The organism is Vibrio toranzoniae (assembly GCF_024347655.1).
Lineage (GTDB): Bacteria > Pseudomonadota > Gammaproteobacteria > Enterobacterales > Vibrionaceae > Vibrio > Vibrio toranzoniae.
This window is the reverse complement of record NZ_AP025515.1, coordinates 104,822-123,394: the sequence shown is the minus strand read 5'-3', so window position 1 is coordinate 123,394 and position 18,573 is coordinate 104,822. Positions and strand designations below refer to the sequence as shown.

Annotated in this window: 19 protein-coding genes; 4 read left to right on the top strand and 15 right to left on the bottom strand. The window is 42.7% G+C overall.

Annotated features, from left to right (window positions below; translation table 11 throughout):
• Positions 1–120 precede the first annotated feature (120 nt).
• The 9 genes from OCU50_RS15090 to OCU50_RS15050 form a co-directional block, all read right to left on the bottom strand.
• Positions 121–273 carry a YoaH family protein gene (locus OCU50_RS15090; RefSeq protein ID WP_004731009.1) on the bottom strand — a complete coding sequence of 51 codons (153 nt, stop codon included), beginning with the start codon at positions 271–273 and terminating at the stop codon, positions 121–123.
• A gap of 41 nt (positions 274–314) precedes the next feature.
• Positions 315–1,457 (bottom strand): conjugal transfer protein TraF, encoded by a 1,143-nt coding sequence (locus tag OCU50_RS15085; protein WP_060466750.1) that lies wholly within the window; start codon positions 1,455–1,457, stop codon positions 315–317.
• A 50-nt stretch (positions 1,458–1,507) separates the two neighbouring features.
• A complete protein-coding gene (locus OCU50_RS15080) occupies positions 1,508–2,395 on the bottom strand; it encodes a DUF2861 family protein (RefSeq protein WP_060466749.1) in 888 nt (295 codons plus the stop codon).
• Positions 2,395–3,054, bottom strand: a complete 660-nt coding sequence (gene vxrB / locus OCU50_RS15075; RefSeq protein ID WP_017058282.1) for a response regulator transcription factor VxrB — start codon at positions 3,052–3,054, stop codon at positions 2,395–2,397. Before vxrB ends, OCU50_RS15080 begins: the two co-directional genes overlap by 1 nt.
• Positions 3,029–4,501 carry a sensor histidine kinase VxrA gene (vxrA, locus tag OCU50_RS15070; protein WP_060466748.1) on the bottom strand — a complete coding sequence of 491 codons (1,473 nt, stop codon included), beginning with the start codon at positions 4,499–4,501 and terminating at the stop codon, positions 3,029–3,031. The genes vxrB and vxrA overlap by 26 nt, the downstream gene beginning before the upstream one ends.
• 282 nt (positions 4,502–4,783) lie before the next feature.
• The gene (gene pntB, locus OCU50_RS15065; RefSeq protein ID WP_060466747.1) at positions 4,784–6,163 is read right to left on the bottom strand and encodes a Re/Si-specific NAD(P)(+) transhydrogenase subunit beta; all 1,380 of its coding nucleotides are present in this window, start codon (positions 6,161–6,163) and stop codon (positions 4,784–4,786) included.
• Positions 6,164–6,173: 10 nt separating this feature from the next.
• Positions 6,174–7,721, bottom strand: a complete 1,548-nt coding sequence (pntA, locus tag OCU50_RS15060) for a Re/Si-specific NAD(P)(+) transhydrogenase subunit alpha (RefSeq protein WP_060466746.1) — start codon at positions 7,719–7,721, stop codon at positions 6,174–6,176.
• A gap of 297 nt (positions 7,722–8,018) precedes the next feature.
• Complete coding sequence (locus tag OCU50_RS15055) at positions 8,019–8,300, bottom strand: HlyU family transcriptional regulator (RefSeq protein ID WP_060466745.1); 282 nt, start codon at positions 8,298–8,300, stop codon at positions 8,019–8,021.
• A 40-nt stretch (positions 8,301–8,340) separates the two neighbouring features.
• Entirely contained in the window at positions 8,341–8,709 is a 369-nt protein-coding gene (locus OCU50_RS15050; RefSeq protein WP_060466744.1) for a late competence development ComFB family protein, read from the bottom strand.
• Between the two features lie 393 nt (positions 8,710–9,102).
• On the opposite strand from OCU50_RS15050, the gene OCU50_RS15045 reads away from it, so the two are divergent.
• The gene (locus tag OCU50_RS15045) at positions 9,103–10,344 is read left to right on the top strand and encodes a GGDEF domain-containing protein (protein WP_060466743.1); all 1,242 of its coding nucleotides are present in this window, start codon (positions 9,103–9,105) and stop codon (positions 10,342–10,344) included.
• Between the two features lie 97 nt (positions 10,345–10,441).
• Here OCU50_RS15045 and OCU50_RS15040 read toward each other — a convergent pair whose 3' ends face one another.
• The gene (locus tag OCU50_RS15040) at positions 10,442–11,455 is read right to left on the bottom strand and encodes a Solitary outer membrane autotransporter beta-barrel domain (protein WP_060466742.1); all 1,014 of its coding nucleotides are present in this window, start codon (positions 11,453–11,455) and stop codon (positions 10,442–10,444) included.
• A gap of 74 nt (positions 11,456–11,529) precedes the next feature.
• Positions 11,530–12,501 carry a GGDEF domain-containing response regulator gene (locus tag OCU50_RS15035; RefSeq protein WP_201023932.1) on the bottom strand — a complete coding sequence of 324 codons (972 nt, stop codon included), beginning with the start codon at positions 12,499–12,501 and terminating at the stop codon, positions 11,530–11,532.
• A gap of 132 nt (positions 12,502–12,633) precedes the next feature.
• Between OCU50_RS15035 and OCU50_RS15030 the strand changes: the two genes are divergently transcribed.
• Complete coding sequence (locus tag OCU50_RS15030; protein ID WP_060466741.1) at positions 12,634–13,071, top strand: DUF3069 domain-containing protein; 438 nt, start codon at positions 12,634–12,636, stop codon at positions 13,069–13,071.
• Positions 13,072–13,230: 159 nt separating this feature from the next.
• Here OCU50_RS15030 and modC read toward each other — a convergent pair whose 3' ends face one another.
• The 4 genes from modC to OCU50_RS15010 are packed head-to-tail and all read right to left on the bottom strand — an operon-like array spanning position 13,231 to position 17,313.
• On the bottom strand, positions 13,231–14,337 hold the full coding sequence (gene modC, locus OCU50_RS15025) for a molybdenum ABC transporter ATP-binding protein ModC (protein ID WP_060466740.1): 1,107 nt from the start codon (positions 14,335–14,337) through the stop codon (positions 13,231–13,233).
• On the bottom strand, positions 14,334–15,032 hold the full coding sequence (gene modB / locus OCU50_RS15020; RefSeq protein ID WP_046223570.1) for a molybdate ABC transporter permease subunit: 699 nt from the start codon (positions 15,030–15,032) through the stop codon (positions 14,334–14,336). The genes modC and modB overlap by 4 nt, the downstream gene beginning before the upstream one ends.
• Complete coding sequence (gene modA, locus OCU50_RS15015; protein ID WP_060466739.1) at positions 15,033–15,791, bottom strand: molybdate ABC transporter substrate-binding protein; 759 nt, start codon at positions 15,789–15,791, stop codon at positions 15,033–15,035.
• A 49-nt stretch (positions 15,792–15,840) separates the two neighbouring features.
• Positions 15,841–17,313 carry a cobyric acid synthase gene (locus OCU50_RS15010; protein WP_060466738.1) on the bottom strand — a complete coding sequence of 491 codons (1,473 nt, stop codon included), beginning with the start codon at positions 17,311–17,313 and terminating at the stop codon, positions 15,841–15,843.
• Between the two features lie 231 nt (positions 17,314–17,544).
• On the opposite strand from OCU50_RS15010, the gene OCU50_RS15005 reads away from it, so the two are divergent.
• Together OCU50_RS15005 and OCU50_RS15000 are read left to right on the top strand one after the other, a co-directional pair.
• A complete protein-coding gene (locus tag OCU50_RS15005; RefSeq protein WP_060466737.1) occupies positions 17,545–17,922 on the top strand; it encodes a YgiW/YdeI family stress tolerance OB fold protein in 378 nt (125 codons plus the stop codon).
• Between the two features lie 111 nt (positions 17,923–18,033).
• On the top strand, positions 18,034–18,558 hold the full coding sequence (locus OCU50_RS15000) for a hypothetical protein (RefSeq protein WP_060466736.1): 525 nt from the start codon (positions 18,034–18,036) through the stop codon (positions 18,556–18,558).
• Positions 18,559–18,573 lie beyond the last annotated feature (15 nt).

The window sequence follows — 18,573 nt, the reverse complement described above, 5'->3', positions numbered from 1 at the left end:
CAGTTTTGGACAGGTCAGGATTTAGGATGAATAAAGTATTGGTATGAACGAGATAATATATTAGAAGGCAATGTATTTAGTTATAGTGCATTAAGTGAGTAAAAAAGAAGGGCTTATGCCCTACTCTTCTTTATTACTCATTTCTTCACGAATTTGCTCAGCGACGATTTTGATAGCTTGTGCTGTACTGATGCCTTGAGTCATCATTTCTTGGATACGTTCAACAGCTTTCTGTTGTTCTTCGTGAGAAAGGGTTGGTAAGTCGTTTAACATGCTCTGCTCCTTTGTTTAGGAGCAGAACTATATAAGGTGTGCTAGTAACTAGCAAGGAAATTGATTGAAGCACCCATAGCATTTTCATTCGTGTAGTTAGCACTTAGATCTAACTGGAACAAGTTGAGTGGCGAGATACCAATACCGGCTGTAACTGTTCCTTCTGAATCAGAGTAAGCCAAGTTCTTGTAGTACCCTCCCCTTAGCTTAAGCTGACGTAGCAGGTCGACTTCAGTACCCACACGAATCATCTGCTCGTTATCATCAAATGAGGTGAACTTTTCTGTCTCATTCAAATCGTAATCAACGCTTAATGTAAAATAGTCCGACACGATACCAGCACCAACGGTATAAACTGGCTCAAGTTGGTAAGTGTATTTACCACCCACAAAGTTACTTTCTGAACCACTCGTTAGTAACTTAGTAGTATCTTTAGTTTCAATATCTCGAGAGATCAAGTTGGTTGCCGCAACACCGACTCGGAATGGACCGAAGAACCAAAGTGCACCAGCATCCATGTTGAAAGCTGTTTCACCGTCACTGTTTTCTCTTACGTCAGACAGGTCGTAATCATTAACTGAAGCAACATAGTTGTATGTATATATACGTTGGATTTTAGGTGTAATACCAAATGAAATGTGTTGGCCCATGAAGGTTTGGTATTTAGCAAGAGAAAGGCCGACTTCGGCTACGCCGATTGAAACCGCTTCAACTGTCGACAACTCCACTTTGTCCGTATCGGAACCGGTTGTGTAAACATCAGGCGTCGCAAAAGATTCTGTGTAAGCTTTAGCAAATAGGTTTGCAGCAACAAACTGGTTAGGAAGTGCAAATGCTACAACACCACCAAGCTCTACATTAGCTTGGTTGCCATCAAGTCTATTAAGCGCCGCATCTAAGTCAGCAGTATTTGAAGCGTCAATAACACTATCGATATTCGATTTCATATCGTTGGGGTCATTATAGTTACCACCAAAGCTTGGCGTGATCATGCCCATGTCATCGTTACGACGATAGATTGCAACCAGTGCTGGGTTATAAAATGGAGCGGTTAGGAAGTTTGCAGAAACAACACCAACACCACCCATCGCATCACCACGCGCTTCAATGGCGTAGTTGGCTGCTGAAAGAGGAAGACTGGCGAATGCAATTGACGCTGCGAGTAGTTTAGTAGTTTTTTTCATGCCGTTTATCTTTGTTAGATCCCTTACATAGTTAACGGCTCAATTTTAAATTACTTTAACTCTTCTTCGCTAGAAATATCATAAGTTTTACTGATAGTTTGTGCTTGTTCTATCGCTATGTCGCCCTGCCAGCGATAATGCACCATTGAAATGGCCAAAACATAGCGATCATTGGGTAGCTCTTCACCTGTGAGGTTCATCGGATAATCAGATTCGTAGCTCTTACCCCACACCTGTTCATAGTGCTCGTCGATATAATCGTACAAACCGACTTCAAGCTTAGGCAGTGGACAATAAGGGTTAAGGAGCTCTTTTTTATCGATGCGCCACGTGTCTTTAGATGCCCAGCGAACTTGCTGACGCATGGCGACCTCACCAAGAATAACCCAAGTGCTCCAAGAATTACCGCCATCGCCTTTTACGCTTAAACGATATAAACCAGAGTCGAGTTGAGACGCTAAGTTATAACGCTTGAGATATAAATTGACTGAAGCATTGTTAACGACTTCGCTTTCTTTAGTTAATTCACTATCAGACGAAACAACTTTATCGACCCACTTCTCGAAGGTGATATCTTGAATGTTGTTATCAGATTCAACCTCAATCGCAACACGAAATGTATCTCGCCCTGGGCTTTGGATAATGTGCCTTTTTACGACCACCGAACTGACCCAATCGGGTAGTGTCTTTTTTGTGAGGGTTTTACCGCAATCTTTATTCAACGCTTGGTCGAACAGCTCATTTAGGTGATCTTCTCGAGACTGAGAAGCATTGATTTGCCAAACTTCCACTAATGAATCAAACATAAGGGATAAGTCATTATCCAATAGATGTTTGTGCACTTGAGTTAGAGCATCGCTATTTTTAAACCAATCTGTTGCTTGCGCGGTATTCACCACGCAAGACAACATTAATAGTGGGAGTAAGGCTTTTTTCATTACGCTTTCATCTTGTAACCAACGCCACGTAGCGTTTCGATTTCTAGACCCGGCAGTTTCTGTCTAAGTTGCAAAACATGGGTATCGACTGTACGTGTTGTTGGAAAGTGGTTGTAACCCCAAACGTGGTCAAGCAACTCGTCACGGGTGAATACGCGGCCAAGGTTACTTGCCAAGAACAATAACAGGTCAAACTCTGTGCGCGTTAACGTGACTTCTTGCTCGTTAAAAAACACTTCACGAGTCGCTTTATCGATAACAAGATTTTGAGCGATTACTTTTGATTCATCCTGCTCTTCAGCGTCTGGTAGGCGAAGTTGAGCACGAATACGAGCAAACAGCTCTGCTTCTGCAAATGGCTTTGTTAAGTAGTCGTTCGCACCTGAATCGAGACCCGCAACTTTGTCTTTTACTGTAACGAGTGCTGTCAGCAAAATTACGGGGATATCTTTCTTTTTCTTCCAACCGGGAAGAGCATCTACTGAGTCGCCATCAGGAAGCTGACGATCTAGAATCACTAGATCCGCTTGCTCCCAGTAGGCATCAACTTCAGAGACCAGTTCTGCATGCAAACATTCATACCCAGCTTGCTCAAGGCTAACTAATAGACCGTCAGCTAAATTTTTATCATCTTCAACGAGAAGCAATGTCTGTTTCACAAGGTATCTCCAAAATAAATGTTGTTGGGGGGCCGATAAGCGTCATGTGACCGCCCATTTTTCCGACCATAGATTCCACTATCGTCAGACCTAAACCGAGTCCACTCTTACTAACGAATGGCTTTCTTAGTTGCCCCCAATCTTTGCGGGACAAGTCTCCATTATCTATAACTTTGAATGTCAGCTTCTTGTCAGAAGTATTCAGTTCTAGTATCACTGGTGCGACACCGTATTTAACAGCATTCCTGATCAGGTTATCGATGCACGTCCCTAACCAATATACGTTCACTTTTGCGGCGATATCTTTATTCACACGGAGTTCAATTCCCGGTGCGAATTCTTCTTCAACTTTGTATTGAAGCCACTCTTCGACGCTTGGTACCCATTCAGTTGCGAGCGGTTGATTATCTGACTGCAAATAGTCTTTACTTGCTTCAGCTAACTGTCTTAAACGACGAGTATCTTCACACAACCTACGAAACTCATCATAAACCGATTCTGGTAAGTGTTCGAACTCGCGTCTGAACCCTTCAACTGTCAATGATAAACTCGCAATCGGTGTTCTTAATTCGTGCGTTAAAATTTGAAGAACGAGCATGCGGCTCTTCATCTCTTGCTTCTTGCTATTCCAACGATATACGGCCCAACCGAATACAAGCATGATGTTGGCGATCACCAAGATAAACATCGCGATTTGCAGCAGCTCTGAATGATCTTCTATTTCCCAACAGACGTTACCGCGTTGGACAAAACAGCTATTGTCTTCTGAAGATAAACTGAACGATAATCCAGCAGCCGTTGCATTTTCGTTCCACACAGATTCGTCATACAGATAATATCTGTCGCCGCGCTTCACCCACATTTCATCAAGCTCAACAAACATGCTTGCGCCAGCTAACAGAGCCGCTATGGCTTCATTGTCCATTTTTTGTAAACGAGATAACAGCTCATCATCTTCAGTATTTGGCCGCTCTTGAATATGCATAAAACGCTTTAAAGAGTCGAACTTTTCCGGGTACTTCTCAACATAACGTGCCGCATAAGAGCCACCACCAGGGTGAATCAAGCCACTACGGCTAAACCAGCGGTCTGAAAGTTTGGTGCCTTTACACATCGCCCGGGTAAAAACCAACGGCTCTGTGATCAAAGGGCTTAACGGAAGCTTTCCGCTACATGTTTTTGATAACTGATATAAGCGTTGGATATCTTTTAATGGATACTCTGCTGTTTGCGGCAGCATTGAAGATGGCATGATCAAGCGAGTTGGATAATCAGCCTGAAGCAGTCGAATGTCATAAGATTCAACTGCCGTTTCATGATCAAAAAGTTTGGTGAAGTTATCGATACGCTCAGGCAAAGAATCAGCAAATGCGTTTACTGAAACTGACAACGTAGCAATAAGAAGCGTAAATTTTCTTTTGATGATCACAAACCAGCGCAAATTCATATAGATCAGACAAATATATACCATTCGCTATCAAAGATAAATTTTTAAGCGCATGAAAAACAGTGAAAGCAGCGAATATCAATGATTAATTCCATCATAATATGGATACATTGTACGGGTGTACCAGAGCGTTGATTTAATAATCCAGCAATCCAAGCGAGTGTGCGATTACGTAATTTCTTTCCAATCGTTTATGAATAATAGTCAACGATGACTTTTACCGATCAAAAAAAGGAGCTCAAATGAGCTCCTTTGTTTTAAAGGTGTTTGTCAGACAGGTCTTTACAAGTGTTCTAGAATTCCTAGACAGCTCTGTTTCGCATCACCAAACAGCATCTGTGTATTCTCTTTAAAGAACAGTGGGTTTTGCACACCTGCGTAACCAGTGTTCATCGAACGTTTGAACACGATGACGTTTTGAGCGTTCCAAACTTCAAGTACTGGCATGCCAGCAATTGGGCTGTTTGGATCTTCCAGCGCTGCTGGGTTTACAGTGTCATTCGCACCAATTACCAATACCGTATCTGTCTCGTCAAAGTCGTCATTGATTTCGTCCATTTCAAGAACGATATCGTAAGGTACTTTTGCTTCAGCAAGCAGCACGTTCATGTGACCCGGTAACCTACCAGCGACAGGGTGGATACCAAAGCGAACGTTAATACCTTGCGCTCTTAGCTTCTCAGTGATTTCATGCACTGGGTATTGAGCTTGGGCTACTGCCATGCCATATCCCGGAGTGATGATTACTGACTTAGAGTTCTTAAGCATGTCAGCCACATCTTCAGCTGAGGTTTCACGGTGTTCGCCCTGCTCTTCATCGCCATCAGAAACTGTGACTTCTTGGCCAAAACCACCAGCGATAACACTAATGAACGAACGGTTCATTGCTTTACACATAATGTACGACAGAATGGCACCTGACGAACCAACGAGTGCACCGGTTACGATAAGCAAGTCGTTCGCAAGCATGAAACCTGCCGCCGCCGCTGCCCAACCAGAGTACGAGTTAAGCATAGAAACCACCACAGGCATATCTGCACCGCCAATCGATGCCACTAGGTGGTAACCGAATGCAAACGCGATCAATGTCATCACCATAAGTGCAAACATGCTGCCGTCTGCTTTCACGAACATGATCATTAGCAATGTAGAAACCACAATAGCCGCTAGGTTCCACTTATGCTTATGAGGGATATTCAGTGCCGACGAAGAGATAACGCCACGAAGCTTACCAAACGCAACAATCGAACCAGTGAACGTAACCGCACCGATAAACACGCCAAGGAACACTTCCACTAAGTGAATCACATGCTCTGCGTGTGTTGCCGCTTCAGGAGCATCAATGTAACTGTTGTAACCCACAAGTACCGCTGCCATACCCACAAAGCTGTGCAGAATAGCCACTAGCTCAGGCATTTCCGTCATTTCAACTTTCTTAGCGTAGTGGATACCAATACCACCACCGATCACCATTGCGATGATTATCCACACAATACCTGTAGAGTGAGGGCCAAAGATCGTCGCGATCAATGCAATTGCCATCCCCGTAATACCGTAATAGTTACCTGCACGTGCAGATTCCTGTTTCGATAATCCAGCCAAGCTCATGATAAAGAATACAGCAGCAACAATATAAGCTGCTTGTACTAATCCTTCAGACATCTGTTACTCCTTAGTCTTTACGGAACATTTCAAGCATACGTTTGGTCACGGTAAAGCCACCAAAGATATTGATACTTGCAATTAATACGGCAATAAATGATAAGAACGTGACGACGCCACTTCCTTGTCCTATTTGTAACAGTGCCCCTACCACAATGATCCCTGAAATCGCGTTAGTCACGGACATCAACGGTGTGTGCAGAGAATGGCTTACATTCCAAACTACGTAATAACCCACCACGCAAGCGAGAACAAAAACGGTAAAGTGAGATAAAAATGCAGCAGGAGCAACCGAAGCAACCCAAGCGAATGCACCAACAGCAACCGCCATACCCGCCGCTTTCTTAATTGGAGAAACAGGTTCTTCAACTTTAGGCTCGGGTTTCGCTGCTTTTGGTTTAGCTTGTTGTGGTTGAGCAGAAACTTGAATTGGTGGCGCTGGCCAAGTGACTTCGCCTTCTTTTACTACTGTGACTCCACGCAGCACAACATCTTCAAAGTCTATATTGATATTGCCGTCTTTCTCTTTGCAAAGCAGTTTTAGCAAGTTAACGAGGTTAGTCGCGTAGAGTTGAGAAGACTGAGTCGGTAGACGACCAACCATGTCTGTGTAACCAACAATCTTAACGCCATTCGCTGTTGTAATGACTTGATCCGCAACCGTGTACTCACAGTTACCGCCATTCGCTGCTGCAAGATCGACAATCACGCTACCTGCACTCATGCTGTCTACCATCTCTTTGGTAATCAGTTTAGGTGCCGGACGTCCTGGGATAAGAGCGGTGGTAATAATGATGTCGACGTCTTTCGCTTGAGCCGCATAAAGTTCTTCAGCTTTCTTATTGAACGCGTCAGACATCTCTTTTGCGTAGCCATCACCAGCGCTTGTATCTTCCTTGAAATCGACTTCCAAGAACTCAGCGCCCATAGACTCTACTTGCTCTTTTACTTCTGGACGAACATCGAACGAACGAACAATCGCACCCAAACTACCTGCAGCACCAATAGCGGCAAGGCCAGCAACACCCGCACCAGCAACCAGTACTTTTGCTGGTGGAACTTTACCAGCCGCTGTAATTTGACCGGTGAAGAATCGGCCGAATTCATGCGCCGCTTCAACAACCGCACGATAACCGGCGATGTTTGCCATAGAACTCAACGCATCTAGCGCCTGAGCTCTCGAAATTCGTGGAACAGAATCCATCGCCATCACGTTGATGTTACGACTGGACAATTGTTCCATTAATTCTGGGTTTTGAGCAGGCCAAATAAAGCTGACCAATGTTGCGCCATCTTTAAGTAGATCGATTTCGTTTTTAGACTCGTCAACGATCGGAGCGTTAACTTTAAAGATAATATCGGATTTCCAAGCTTCATCTGCAGTAACAACTTTTGCTCCAGCTTGTTCATAAGCTGCATCTTCAAAACTTGCTAACGCACCTGCTTGTGATTCAACACAAACTTCAAACCCTAATTTTAGTAGCTGCTCTACCGATTTCGGCGATGCAGCGACTCGCGTTTCACCTGCGAGTGTTTCTCTTGGTACACCAATTTGCATAGCTATTCCTTGACTATTGGCACAATGACTTATTCGTTTGTATCTAACGACAACTAATACTTCAAGCGTTTTGTTCAAAGAATAAGAAAAGTTATTACTTATAACAGTTTGGTGGAGTTTTAAGCACTTTATTTTAAGAAGTGAAACCCTTCCTCAAAGCAGATCAACCACTCAATCAGTAATCTGTGTGACAACTACCTGTTAGCAGATCTTATTCTCAAAAACAAAAAAGAGCTTTCAGCATATACACTGAAAGCTCTCAAAATGATGACTAACATCAATTCTAACCCTAATTGGTTAGCTAAATATATTGTTACCCATTTGGTCGATGAACATCTGTGATTTCTTGAGCATTAATTCGTTGGCGTCTTGTTTGTTTGAAACAACGTCAGAGCGAATAAACCGATGAGTTTTAATTTCACCTTCGATCTCTTTCTCGATTCGCCCAGCAACACGGTATTGACCAGATTCAGCAATGGCATCTTGATAGATATTGAAACCCTTATATTCGACTGGCTCAATCTCTACTTTTTGTTCGGTTTTTTCTTTGCCACTAAATAATCTAGAGAAGAAACCCATGTATTTTTACTCCTTAAATGACCGCACTCACACTAAACTATCATGACTGTTTACGATTCAACAATGGCTTTTCATACCATTGCAACTCTACGTCATCATCAAAGTTATGTTGGCTAAATATAACGGGCACATTGTCGTTACGCTCACGTCTTCTATCGTCAATAACCATACTTTCTGCATTTTTTACCGCGACCTCACTGTTTCGTTTATAGAGCACTAATTTATCTTCTGGCAGTGCTGAAAGAAAATCGATATCGAAGCGAATGTAGATCGGCTTAAGTTGCCCTAAAGCCAGACACGCAAGATCGGCCAACTGTTCGTTAGTATAGCTAGACACATATTCCTCGGTAGACAAAACGTGCCCCACCAAAGTTTCCATATAGTTATGTACATCAACACTAATTTGCATACTACACCTCCATTTGTAGCGGTTGTTTATGACCTAGTTTCAAATAGTGAACAACCTAATCGCAAAACTTACTTTAACTCTGTTATAGAGCTTGCTCGAATTTGATTACAGTCTATGTTTCTGTCAGTTATCGGAGCTAATATGACAATTAAGGCAAAAGCACCTGAATTTTGTTAAGTACTTATAACGACTAATTAATTTATCATATATACTGTTTAGTTCGTTCTATGGTTAATAGCAACTCAAATACATATAAAATGGTGGCGCCATTAGCGCCCTATGGCAATATTTTGCTTTAATTTAGGCAAAAAGCTTGGCAATCGCTTGTTTAACCGTATCCTACGTATAACATTAAATTATAAGATCATCATTATAGTTAGGCTCACCACATAAATGACATCTTCTTTCGTAACGTCGAGCATGTTTCGATTTTGCTTCCCCTTACTTCTCTTAGCAATATTACTTGCAGGTATGAACAACGTCATTCTCGTGACGGATTCAAACATAGGGTTTGCTAGCAACCTCCCATATATTTTACTGAGCGTTGCGGTCATGCTGTGCCACACATTTAAGCAAGGTCGAATGGCCATGGTTTCTGTAACCATGCTTGTCGCTTATTTAATCATCCAAGTTCGCTTGCAATCGCCACTCAATACCGGAACCACTTTGTTAGAGCTATCTCTGCTGGCCGCTCTACTGCCTGTGACTTGCTTACTCGTTTATGCCTTCCCCGATAATGGCGTTAACTCAAAATCCATGCTGTTATATGCCTTGGTACTCGTGTTGTTTATGGTGTGGACACAATTGATTGTTTCTCACTTCCATGCCGGAGGTTTTGAATCATGGAGCGAAGGCATTTTGTTTGTCGTAAGGGATTTTTCCAAACTGCCTTTAGTTTTGGTGCTATATAGCCTTTGTCTACTCGGCCTGACATCTATTTTGGTTCTGGTATACAACCGAGCGATTGATGTTGTGGTCTACAGTGCAATTTTGCTCGCGTCATGTACCTTTATCTTTTTTGACGTTCAATACATCTCAAGCACTATGTTTTCACTATCGGGTACCTTGATCATTATCTATGTGATGTCAGCAAGCCACGATATGGCCTTTAATGACCAACTGACTAACATTCCTGGTCGACACGCCTTAGAAGTGGATATGAAGCACTTAGGGCGTAAGTACTCGATGGCGATGGTGGATATCGATCACTTCAAGAAATTTAATGATACCTACGGGCATGATATTGGCGACGATGTGCTGAAACTAGTGGCTCGTGTATTGAAAGAAACAACCGGAGGTGCGAAAGCTTATCGCTATGGTGGTGAAGAGTTCACGATCATTTTTAAAGGCAAGTACACCGAACAAGTGAAAGAGCACCTTCAAGCTCTAATTTCTGAGGTCCAGAATTACGACATCACTATTCGTAACGCTCACGAGCGCCCTGATGACCATGAAGTTGGTATGAAAAAGCGTGGCAAGAATAGTAAACCTGCAGATGTTGTGAATGTAACGGTAAGTATTGGGTTGGCTGATAGTACGACCACAAGACAGCCCGAAGAAGTTTTGAAGCTTGCGGATAATGCACTGTACAAAGCTAAAGAAACTGGCCGAAACAAACTGTGTGTTAAAAGCTAATTCTGGGAGGCAAGTAAGCGCATCTACAGTTAGCTAGAGCCTTCAGCAATAAACATCAATAAATTGAGAGCCGAACAGGAGAAGATAAGTTTGGAGACTAATCTTGATTGAAGAAGATAATCAAGCTCCCTCCTTTCAAGCTGCTTCCGTAATTGATCGTAAAGCCAATTCCTACATTATCGACCCATTCATTAAATAAGTTGGGGTTAAGCAGCCAGCCCACACTGCCTTCGTAATACGACGTCGTTCCCATAGGAGCAACAGTATCACCTCCAATATCAATTCTCCTGATACTGGAGTACATAGATGTAATGTTTTTATCCCAACGAACTAGGTCGTAAAAGATCTTCGCTTCATTGGCTATATACCAACCTTCTGGGTGGCCAATATTACCGTTATTTGCTTCGCCCCAACCGACACCATTAAAGTAACGCCAACTGGTGCTGAGTTTGTATTTTCCCCAATCGTTCTTGTCTTCAAAGATCAACTTGATTTTAGGCTCAATGATATAGGCCCAAGCATCAGTATTGAGATAAGTCCCGTCAAGTTGGCCAGCAAGCGGCTTAAGCAGATTAGCACGATAATCGAAGTCGTTACGATAGTAAGAAACATGATTACCAATCCCTGAATGGAAACTCCAATAATCATTTAATTGAGAAACGTTAGCGAACTCAACATACCCCGATACTATGGTCTCTTTTTGAAAATCAGTTACTGTCGTTGACTCATATCGAACGTCTCTCTCAACACGCAATGCAGACAAACTAAGAGTCACCTCTTGATGGTTATCTTCAATGTAAGCTGGTAATTCAAATGTGTATGGTAGGCTGAGGGACGTAATACTTTTTCGGCGACTTACGGAATCATTCGAACCAATAGCATCATTGTCTAAACTAAATACTTTATTTGGATCAAAGCTATTGATACCAAAAGTGAAAACATCGGTATCGTTAAGCAGTACACTCGTCGCAAAGCTCTGCTCGATATCTTTACGAAAAAGGTCAGATAACGACGTGGCAGCATTAACAACGGTAGGAACAACAAAACAAAGTACAGGTACGACCGGTGTCCAACATCTATTAATCATAGAAAATGACTTTGAGTGTGGCATTTTTATCCCTTAAATCCCTTTCTAGCTTCAACACTAGTAGAAGTGTCATTTCAAATATCTAACGAGCAGGTAAACTAAACTGCAAGATCCAAAATGTTTCGTTGTATGTAGGTATTTCTACCACTTTGTTTGGCTTGATAAAGCACTTGATCAACTTTTTCGTAAACAAAGTCAATAGATTCATCACCACAGGGAATAAATGACAGCACCCCTTGTGACACTGTAACTCTATCGGAAACGGTTGAGTAATTGTGTGTATAGTTCATTTCATGAAGTGCTTCTTCTACCCGATCCGCATGTAATTTAGCTGCTTTGATATCCGTATCACTCAAAATCAACACAAACTCTTCACCGCCATAACGACCTACAAATTCTCCAGCTCGAACAAAGAGGCGCTTTAATGTACTAGCAAGTTCTTGCAAACATTTATCTCCTTGAATATGGCCGTAATTGTCGTTATAAGACTTAAAGAAATCTACATCTAGGAGTATCACGGTCATGGGCATATTACGTCTTCCGTGCCACGCAATGCTCTCTTCAAGCTTAGTATCCATATATCGACGGTTGTACAATTTGGTTAAACCGTCTTCGTTGGCTTGCTGTTGAAGAAGGATGTTCAGTTCTTCTAGTTTGGCTGTGCTCTGCTTTAACTCACGCCTCATGTGCGCAATACGCTGCATCGCTATCAACTTAGAATTCAAAACAACTTTGTTCACTGGCTTGATCAGATAATCATCGCCACCAGCATCAATCGCTTTTGCAATCATTTCAGGCTCTTCGTGACCACTCAAAAAGATGATGGGAACCCACTCGGGGAATTGATGACGCACCTCGTTTGCAACCTCAAAACCGTCCATATCAGGCATAGTGATATCAAGCAACACGAGTTCAGGATCAAAATTAGAGTAAATATTTAGGGCTTCCTTACCACTTCCAACAGCTTCAACAATATGGCCCAGTTGCTTGAGTCGAATAGCAAGCTGCATTCTGTCTAGTTGAACGTCATCAACCAGTAATATGCGCATCGAAGCTCCCTTTTCTATCATCACATCACCTTTATATTGTGCTGAATATTCAAAGTAGCTCAATTTTGGGCTTAAATCATGCACTAATCTCTATATTATATTGACTTTTTTACAGATCTTTTTAGCATTGTTTTCTTTTTAAAGAGAAATATTATGTCAGACGCTAAAAGCAACGAACAACCAGAAATCGATTTAACCACTATCTCACCAGAGCTTCGTCAAGTTATCGAATTTGATGAAGTGCCAAAAGAGATGCACTTCATGGTTACTTCTATTCACGAAGTGTCTGAAGAAGCGGTACGTGAAGCTTGGGATAGCCTTCCAGCGAGCGCACAAGATGTTTTAGACAACTTTGAGCAGTTTCACGCTCTAATTTCTGTAAGCCAAGCGTTCGCTGGCGTCAACGTGATGGAAGAGTTCCCGACTCTTAAACTTCCAGAAGACATGACTGACGAAGAAAAAGAAGAGTACCGTGCTCAACTGCTAGACCAAGTCCTACACAACTGTGTAAAAGACATGGTTAAGCAAATCAAGAAAGCTCGTCGTGATGCTATCTTGAAGCGTGATTTTAAAGAAGTTTTTACTAAGTAAATCGCTAACAGTACTATTTATGATTAAGCCGCTTACTGCTTAAAAGGAGCGGCTTTTTTTGTGCCCGCGACTTTTTCTTGTCGTTGTTACGACATAACAACCTGTGCTTAACTGACGCCTCTAAAGTCTAATTCACGATCTAAACTTTCAATTGACGATTTAGTGTGTAACAGCAATATCTCTCTGCGTGACACTAACACCCTTGATCTGAGCATAAACACGCTGGCCAATTTCTAGATTGAGTTCATCTAAAGCCCATAACGTGATTGTTGCCCAAAGGTAACACCCTAACTCTAACTCCAACTTAACCCCTACACTCTGCCTATTATTGCCCTGTTGCTGCGTCTCTACGCTTTTAATGGTTACAGGGAGAATATTACGTATCGAAGTACCTTTCGGCTTATGTAGTGCGATAGAAACATCATTTGCTCTAACTTGTAATCTTACCGCCGCACCAATCTCACTCGACACCTTCTGAACCCATAACGACGTCGATTTACCAAGCGTCAGACGAGACAAAGTATAATCGTTATTGTGTTCCGTTAATGTTGCTTCAAATAGCGAACTTTGCTCTGAGAAAGATTGCCAAGGTTGCATGGCTCTAGATGCCCATACTTCTTCGGTTACGCCCGATGAAATGACTTTACCTTGATCGATAATCACTAAGTAGTTCGCCAAGCGTAATATTTCATTAAGACTGTGTGTGACATAGATAACTGGGATTTGAACGGTTTCGGATAAATTCTCCAAAAACGGCATCACTTCACGCTTACGAGGCAAGTCGAGAGAGGCTAAAGGCTCATCCATCAACAAAATGCTCGGCTTAGACAACAAAGCACGGCCAATCGCCACACGTTGCTTCTCACCACCAGACAACCGTGCCGGATAGCGATCAAGCAATGAGCCCAAAGACAACAGTGAAACGATTTGCTCAAAATGCGTTTTATCAACGCCCTTCATTCCGTATTTGAGGTTCGCTGACACCTTTAGATGTGGAAACAATCTCGACTCTTGGAAAACATAACCGACGTTGCGTTTGTGTGTCGGCAAGTTAATGCCCTTGTCACTATCAAATAAGGTGGTTCCCGATACGCTGATCAAGCCCTTATCTGGCTGTTTAAGACCACTAATTGCATTAATTAACGAGGTTTTACCCGCACCTGAACGGCCAAAAATCGCAGTGATACCGTGGCTAGGTAACATTAAGTCGATATCAAAAAAAGTTTCACCAAGCTGTTGTTGGTATTGGAGTATTAAGGCACTCATGCATTACCTCCTAATCGTTGTGCAGACTTTTTATTTAGCCACTCAGATAGCATCAATGAACCAAGCGCTATCACGATAGAAATGGCACATAAACGTGCGGCTTCCATCTCCGCACCAGGCGTTTCGATAAAGGTGTACATAGCCAAAGGAATAGTTTGGGTTTCACCGGGAATATTTGAAACGAAACTAATCGTCGCGCCAAACTCACCAAGGCTTCTCGCAAAAGAGAGCATGGTACCGGTAATAATCCCAGGAAGCATCAGAGGTAATGTGATTGTGAAAAACACACGAATCGGCGACGCGCCCAATGTGGCAGCCGCTTCTTCAAGTTTACTATCGACCGTCTCTAGGCTGAGTCGGATAGAGCGAACCATTAATGGCAACGCGACAACAACGCACGCCAATGCCGCCCCCTTCCAGCTAAAGCTGAATACAATACCAAACACTTCATTGAGCCATGAGCCAATAATGCCTTGCCTGCCCATCATCACCAACAATAGATAGCCGATGACCACAGGAGGTAACACTAAAGGCAGATGCACAAAGCTCTCGACAATGCTTTTACCAAAAAATTGTTTCTTAGCAAGCAGCCACGCTAAACCAATGCCGATAGGAATCAGCCATAAGATGGCAAAACCAGCAACTTTCAAGCTCAGCATTAAGGCTTGGTATTCGTATTCTGATAAATACATCATTTAACGCACTTCAAACCCAAAACTGTTCAAGGTGTCTTTCGCTTTTTCGCTCTTTAAGAAAGTATAGAACTGTTCTGCGACGACTTTATCGCTCAACTTCGCTACAGGGTAACGTATTGGGGTATGCAAATCTGCAGGGAACGTCTCGACTAAACTCACTTCTTTAGAAAGTAGAGCATCAGTTTTATAGACAATTCCAAGTTTAGCTTCATTACGTTCTACCAAAGCCAATGCCATACGCACATTGTTACTTGGTGCTAACCGCTCGCTCACGTCATCCCACACACCCAAAGCTTCTAATGCTTCCTTCGCATAGATACCAGCAGGAACCGACATCGTATTTCCAACTGCAAGTCTTTCATTAGTCAGCAATTTAGTCCATTGGTCACCCTGTGAGATATCCAACGATACCGGTATACCTTTCGGTGAAATCAGCACAAGTTCGTTCTCACACAGGTTAGTGACATTGTCACTAGATACGTATTTTCGGTCAACTAAATACGTCATCCATTTTTCATTTGCCGAGATAAAAATGTCTGCAGACGCCCCTCTTTCAATCTGACGTACCAATGAAGAAGTACTAGCGTACACAGGAATAACATCGACAGAATGGTCTTTCTCAAACTCATCAACCAATAGGTTAACCGCGTTTGTCATAGACGATGCAGCATAAACTCTTAGCTTTTCGGCCGCTAAAAGATGAGTCGAACTCAACGAAGTCGTTAACGCTAAGGTGATGAGGGTAGCTAGCTTTTTCATTATTCTCACTTATCTATTATTTGTTTTAGTTATTAACCGATATTCCCATTCAAACCCGAGCTTTAGACTCAGGCCAAAGCAATTCAAGATTTAAGTGCTCTTCGATGGCGTCGGCGATTCGATTAATACCCAACTCTTTAAGCTGTTCGTGGTCAATCGCTGTTACATCATTGGCTCCTGCCCATTCGCAGATAAGCGATAACGCATCACTGTTATCGAATATGCCGTGCAGATAAGTACCAAATATCGAGTTGTCTTGATTTATAGCACCATCAAGGCTGCCTGATTCTAACCGAACCGGTAATACGGTTTCTTTGACATCAGTGCTACCTACGTGAATTTCGTAACCTTTTACTTGTGCTGATTTTTCATCCAGCGTCATAGTACCGATCACGTTAGTTAAGGTTTTCTGCTGCGTTAAGGTAGTGTCCGTATCAAGGTAACCTAGCCCTTCACTGCTACCTGGCTCGCCCTCAACTCCATCAGGGTCGTGGATAATGTTTCCTAGCATCTGGTAACCGCCACAAATACCCATAACCTTGCCACCTAAACGGAGGTGGCGTTGAATATCTCTATCCCACCCCTGCTCTTTTAGGTAGCCCAAATCTGCTCTGACTGACTTTGTACCCGGTAAGATAATCAAATCCGCGTTGTTCAGACGTTCGCCTTTGCCTACGTAACGTAAATCAATCGACGGGTTAAGTCGCAGCGCGTCAAAGTCTGTATGGTTACTTATTCGAGTTAGTACAGGCACCACGACCTTGAGCTTAGCTTCTCCATCAGACTCTTGAGCGGAGGTAATGGCATCTTCTGCTTCAAGGTTAAAACCATGCAAGTACGGCAATACACCAATCACAGGCTTGCCAGTTTTCTCTTCTAACCAATCTAGGCCAGATTGCAGCAGCGCAATGTCGCCTCTAAAACGGTTAATCACGAAACCTTTCACTCGTGCCTGCTCAGATTCAGATAATAGAGCCAATGTGCCGTAAAGGTGAGCGAAAACACCGCCACGGTCGATATCCGCTACGATAATGACTGGGATATCTGCTTTCTCAGCAAATCCCATGTTGGCGATATCATTTTCACGCAAATTGATTTCAGCTGGGCTACCTGCACCTTCGATCATGACACTTTCATATTCTGCAGAAAGTCGGTCGAATGAATCGATAACCGTATTCATCGCGACCTTCTTATAATCGTGATAACCGGTCGCTTCCATATTGCTTAACGCACGGCCTTGCAAAATCACTTGTGCTCCTGTGTCTGAGTTCGGTTTCAGCAATACAGGATTCATGTGAACAGACGCTTCAATATTACAAGCTTGCGCCTGAACTGCTTGCGCGCGACCAATTTCGCCACCGTCTTTTGTCACGGCACTGTTTAACGCCATGTTTTGTGGCTTAAAAGGGGCCACTTTAATGCCTTTCCTAGCCAATACACGGCATAAACCTGCCACCAAAACACTTTTCCCAGCATCTGACGTTGTCCCTTGAACCATAAGGGCGCTTAATGGTGATCGCATTTGTACTTAAATCCTTAATTTCTTGCCGTTTGGCAATATTTATCTGCCCCTATATTAGCGTCATTGTCGAGTTGATGCCCAGTAAAATGAATGGAAAATGAATACCTTACTCACTCTGGATTCAACCTTAATGTTGTTTACTAGCATTATCGAAGCTAAACGTCTCTTCCCAAGAAATTGTCTTAGCTAAAGAAGACGTTTCAACTCAAAAACAATACTAAGGAATTCATCATGAAAAAAACTGTACTCGCAATTGTATCAATCATCACCTTAGCCCCTGCCTTCGCAATGGCTGGTGACCACAGTAATAATAAACACAAAGGCCCTATTGCTTACACAGGAGCAATCGAAACCGTTTCTGTTGCTACACTGCTTGCAGACACAAGCATGTTCACAGAGCGGGACGCGATCGTAGACGGCAGGATTGTTCGTCAGATAAAAAATGACACGTTTATCTTCTCTGACGGACAGAGTGAAATTCAAATAGAGCTGGATGACGATATCCGTCTATCACAACCTCTAGCTGCTGATACCAAAGTACGTATCTTTGGTGAGTACGAAGGTGGCAAAACACCAGAGATCGAAGTTGATCATATTCAAGTTTTGTAAGCTTCAAGACTCAACTATTTAGCTTTAAATTACGCGCTTCAATAAATTGGCCTGCATGTTGCAGGCTTTTTTGTATATACTGCCGAAAAATACAATTTATATGGAGTCACCATGCTAGGTCGCACAAACAAGACTGTCCTTCTGGGGTTAGCTGCACTGTGTTCATTCTCTGCGTCTGCAAACAACTTTAACTACAACACATTCGAGCTGCGCATGGGTACCAGCCCGAGTACTTTCGGTGGTGAAGTCACAACAATGTTTACTCAGAACTCACACATCATTGCACGTATCGATTCTGAATTTGAGAGCGATTGGGATGCCGCTGTAGGTATGGGGTTTAACGGTCCGATTAATCAATTTGCTGATGTGACAGGCCAAATGCTGTTGCACAACATTGAACGTAATGACAACAATGACATTAAAACTGAAATAAACATCGGTATAAAAGCATGGTTAATGGCAAGTGTTGAGGTTAACGCACGTCTTGGCCAATTGATCGACAACGACGATACGCGTTCAATTGTAGGGGTTGGTGCTCGCTTTCACTCGACAGATCAACTTTCTGTTGGTCTTGATATGCGAAACAACGGCACTTACGGTCACCAAATTCTAATGTCAGCTCGATTCGGTTTCTAAGCTATATTTCGTATC

Coding starts and splice junctions, on each gene's coding strand:
- OCU50_RS15050 (WP_060466744.1), bottom strand. CDS start 8,709: ATGCAAATTAGTGTTGATGTACATAACTATATGGAAACTTTGGTGGGG.
- OCU50_RS15005 (WP_060466737.1), top strand. CDS start 17,545: ATGAAAAAAACTGTACTCGCAATTGTATCAATCATCACCTTAGCCCCT.
- OCU50_RS15055 (WP_060466745.1), bottom strand. CDS start 8,300: ATGGGTTTCTTCTCTAGATTATTTAGTGGCAAAGAAAAAACCGAACAA.
- modB (WP_046223570.1), bottom strand. CDS start 15,032: ATGATGTATTTATCAGAATACGAATACCAAGCCTTAATGCTGAGCTTG.
- OCU50_RS15090 (WP_004731009.1), bottom strand. CDS start 273: ATGTTAAACGACTTACCAACCCTTTCTCACGAAGAACAACAGAAAGCT.
- vxrA (WP_060466748.1), bottom strand. CDS start 4,501: ATGAATTTGCGCTGGTTTGTGATCATCAAAAGAAAATTTACGCTTCTT.
- OCU50_RS15000 (WP_060466736.1), top strand. CDS start 18,034: ATGCTAGGTCGCACAAACAAGACTGTCCTTCTGGGGTTAGCTGCACTG.
- modC (WP_060466740.1), bottom strand. CDS start 14,337: ATGAGTGCCTTAATACTCCAATACCAACAACAGCTTGGTGAAACTTTT.
- OCU50_RS15010 (WP_060466738.1), bottom strand. CDS start 17,313: ATGCGATCACCATTAAGCGCCCTTATGGTTCAAGGGACAACGTCAGAT.
- OCU50_RS15045 (WP_060466743.1), top strand. CDS start 9,103: ATGACATCTTCTTTCGTAACGTCGAGCATGTTTCGATTTTGCTTCCCC.
- modA (WP_060466739.1), bottom strand. CDS start 15,791: ATGAAAAAGCTAGCTACCCTCATCACCTTAGCGTTAACGACTTCGTTG.
- OCU50_RS15040 (WP_060466742.1), bottom strand. CDS start 11,455: ATGCCACACTCAAAGTCATTTTCTATGATTAATAGATGTTGGACACCG.
- pntB (WP_060466747.1), bottom strand. CDS start 6,163: ATGTCTGAAGGATTAGTACAAGCAGCTTATATTGTTGCTGCTGTATTC.
- OCU50_RS15080 (WP_060466749.1), bottom strand. CDS start 2,395: ATGAAAAAAGCCTTACTCCCACTATTAATGTTGTCTTGCGTGGTGAAT.
- OCU50_RS15035 (WP_201023932.1), bottom strand. CDS start 12,501: ATGATAGAAAAGGGAGCTTCGATGCGCATATTACTGGTTGATGACGTT.
- pntA (WP_060466746.1), bottom strand. CDS start 7,721: ATGCAAATTGGTGTACCAAGAGAAACACTCGCAGGTGAAACGCGAGTC.
- OCU50_RS15030 (WP_060466741.1), top strand. CDS start 12,634: ATGTCAGACGCTAAAAGCAACGAACAACCAGAAATCGATTTAACCACT.
- OCU50_RS15085 (WP_060466750.1), bottom strand. CDS start 1,457: ATGAAAAAAACTACTAAACTACTCGCAGCGTCAATTGCATTCGCCAGT.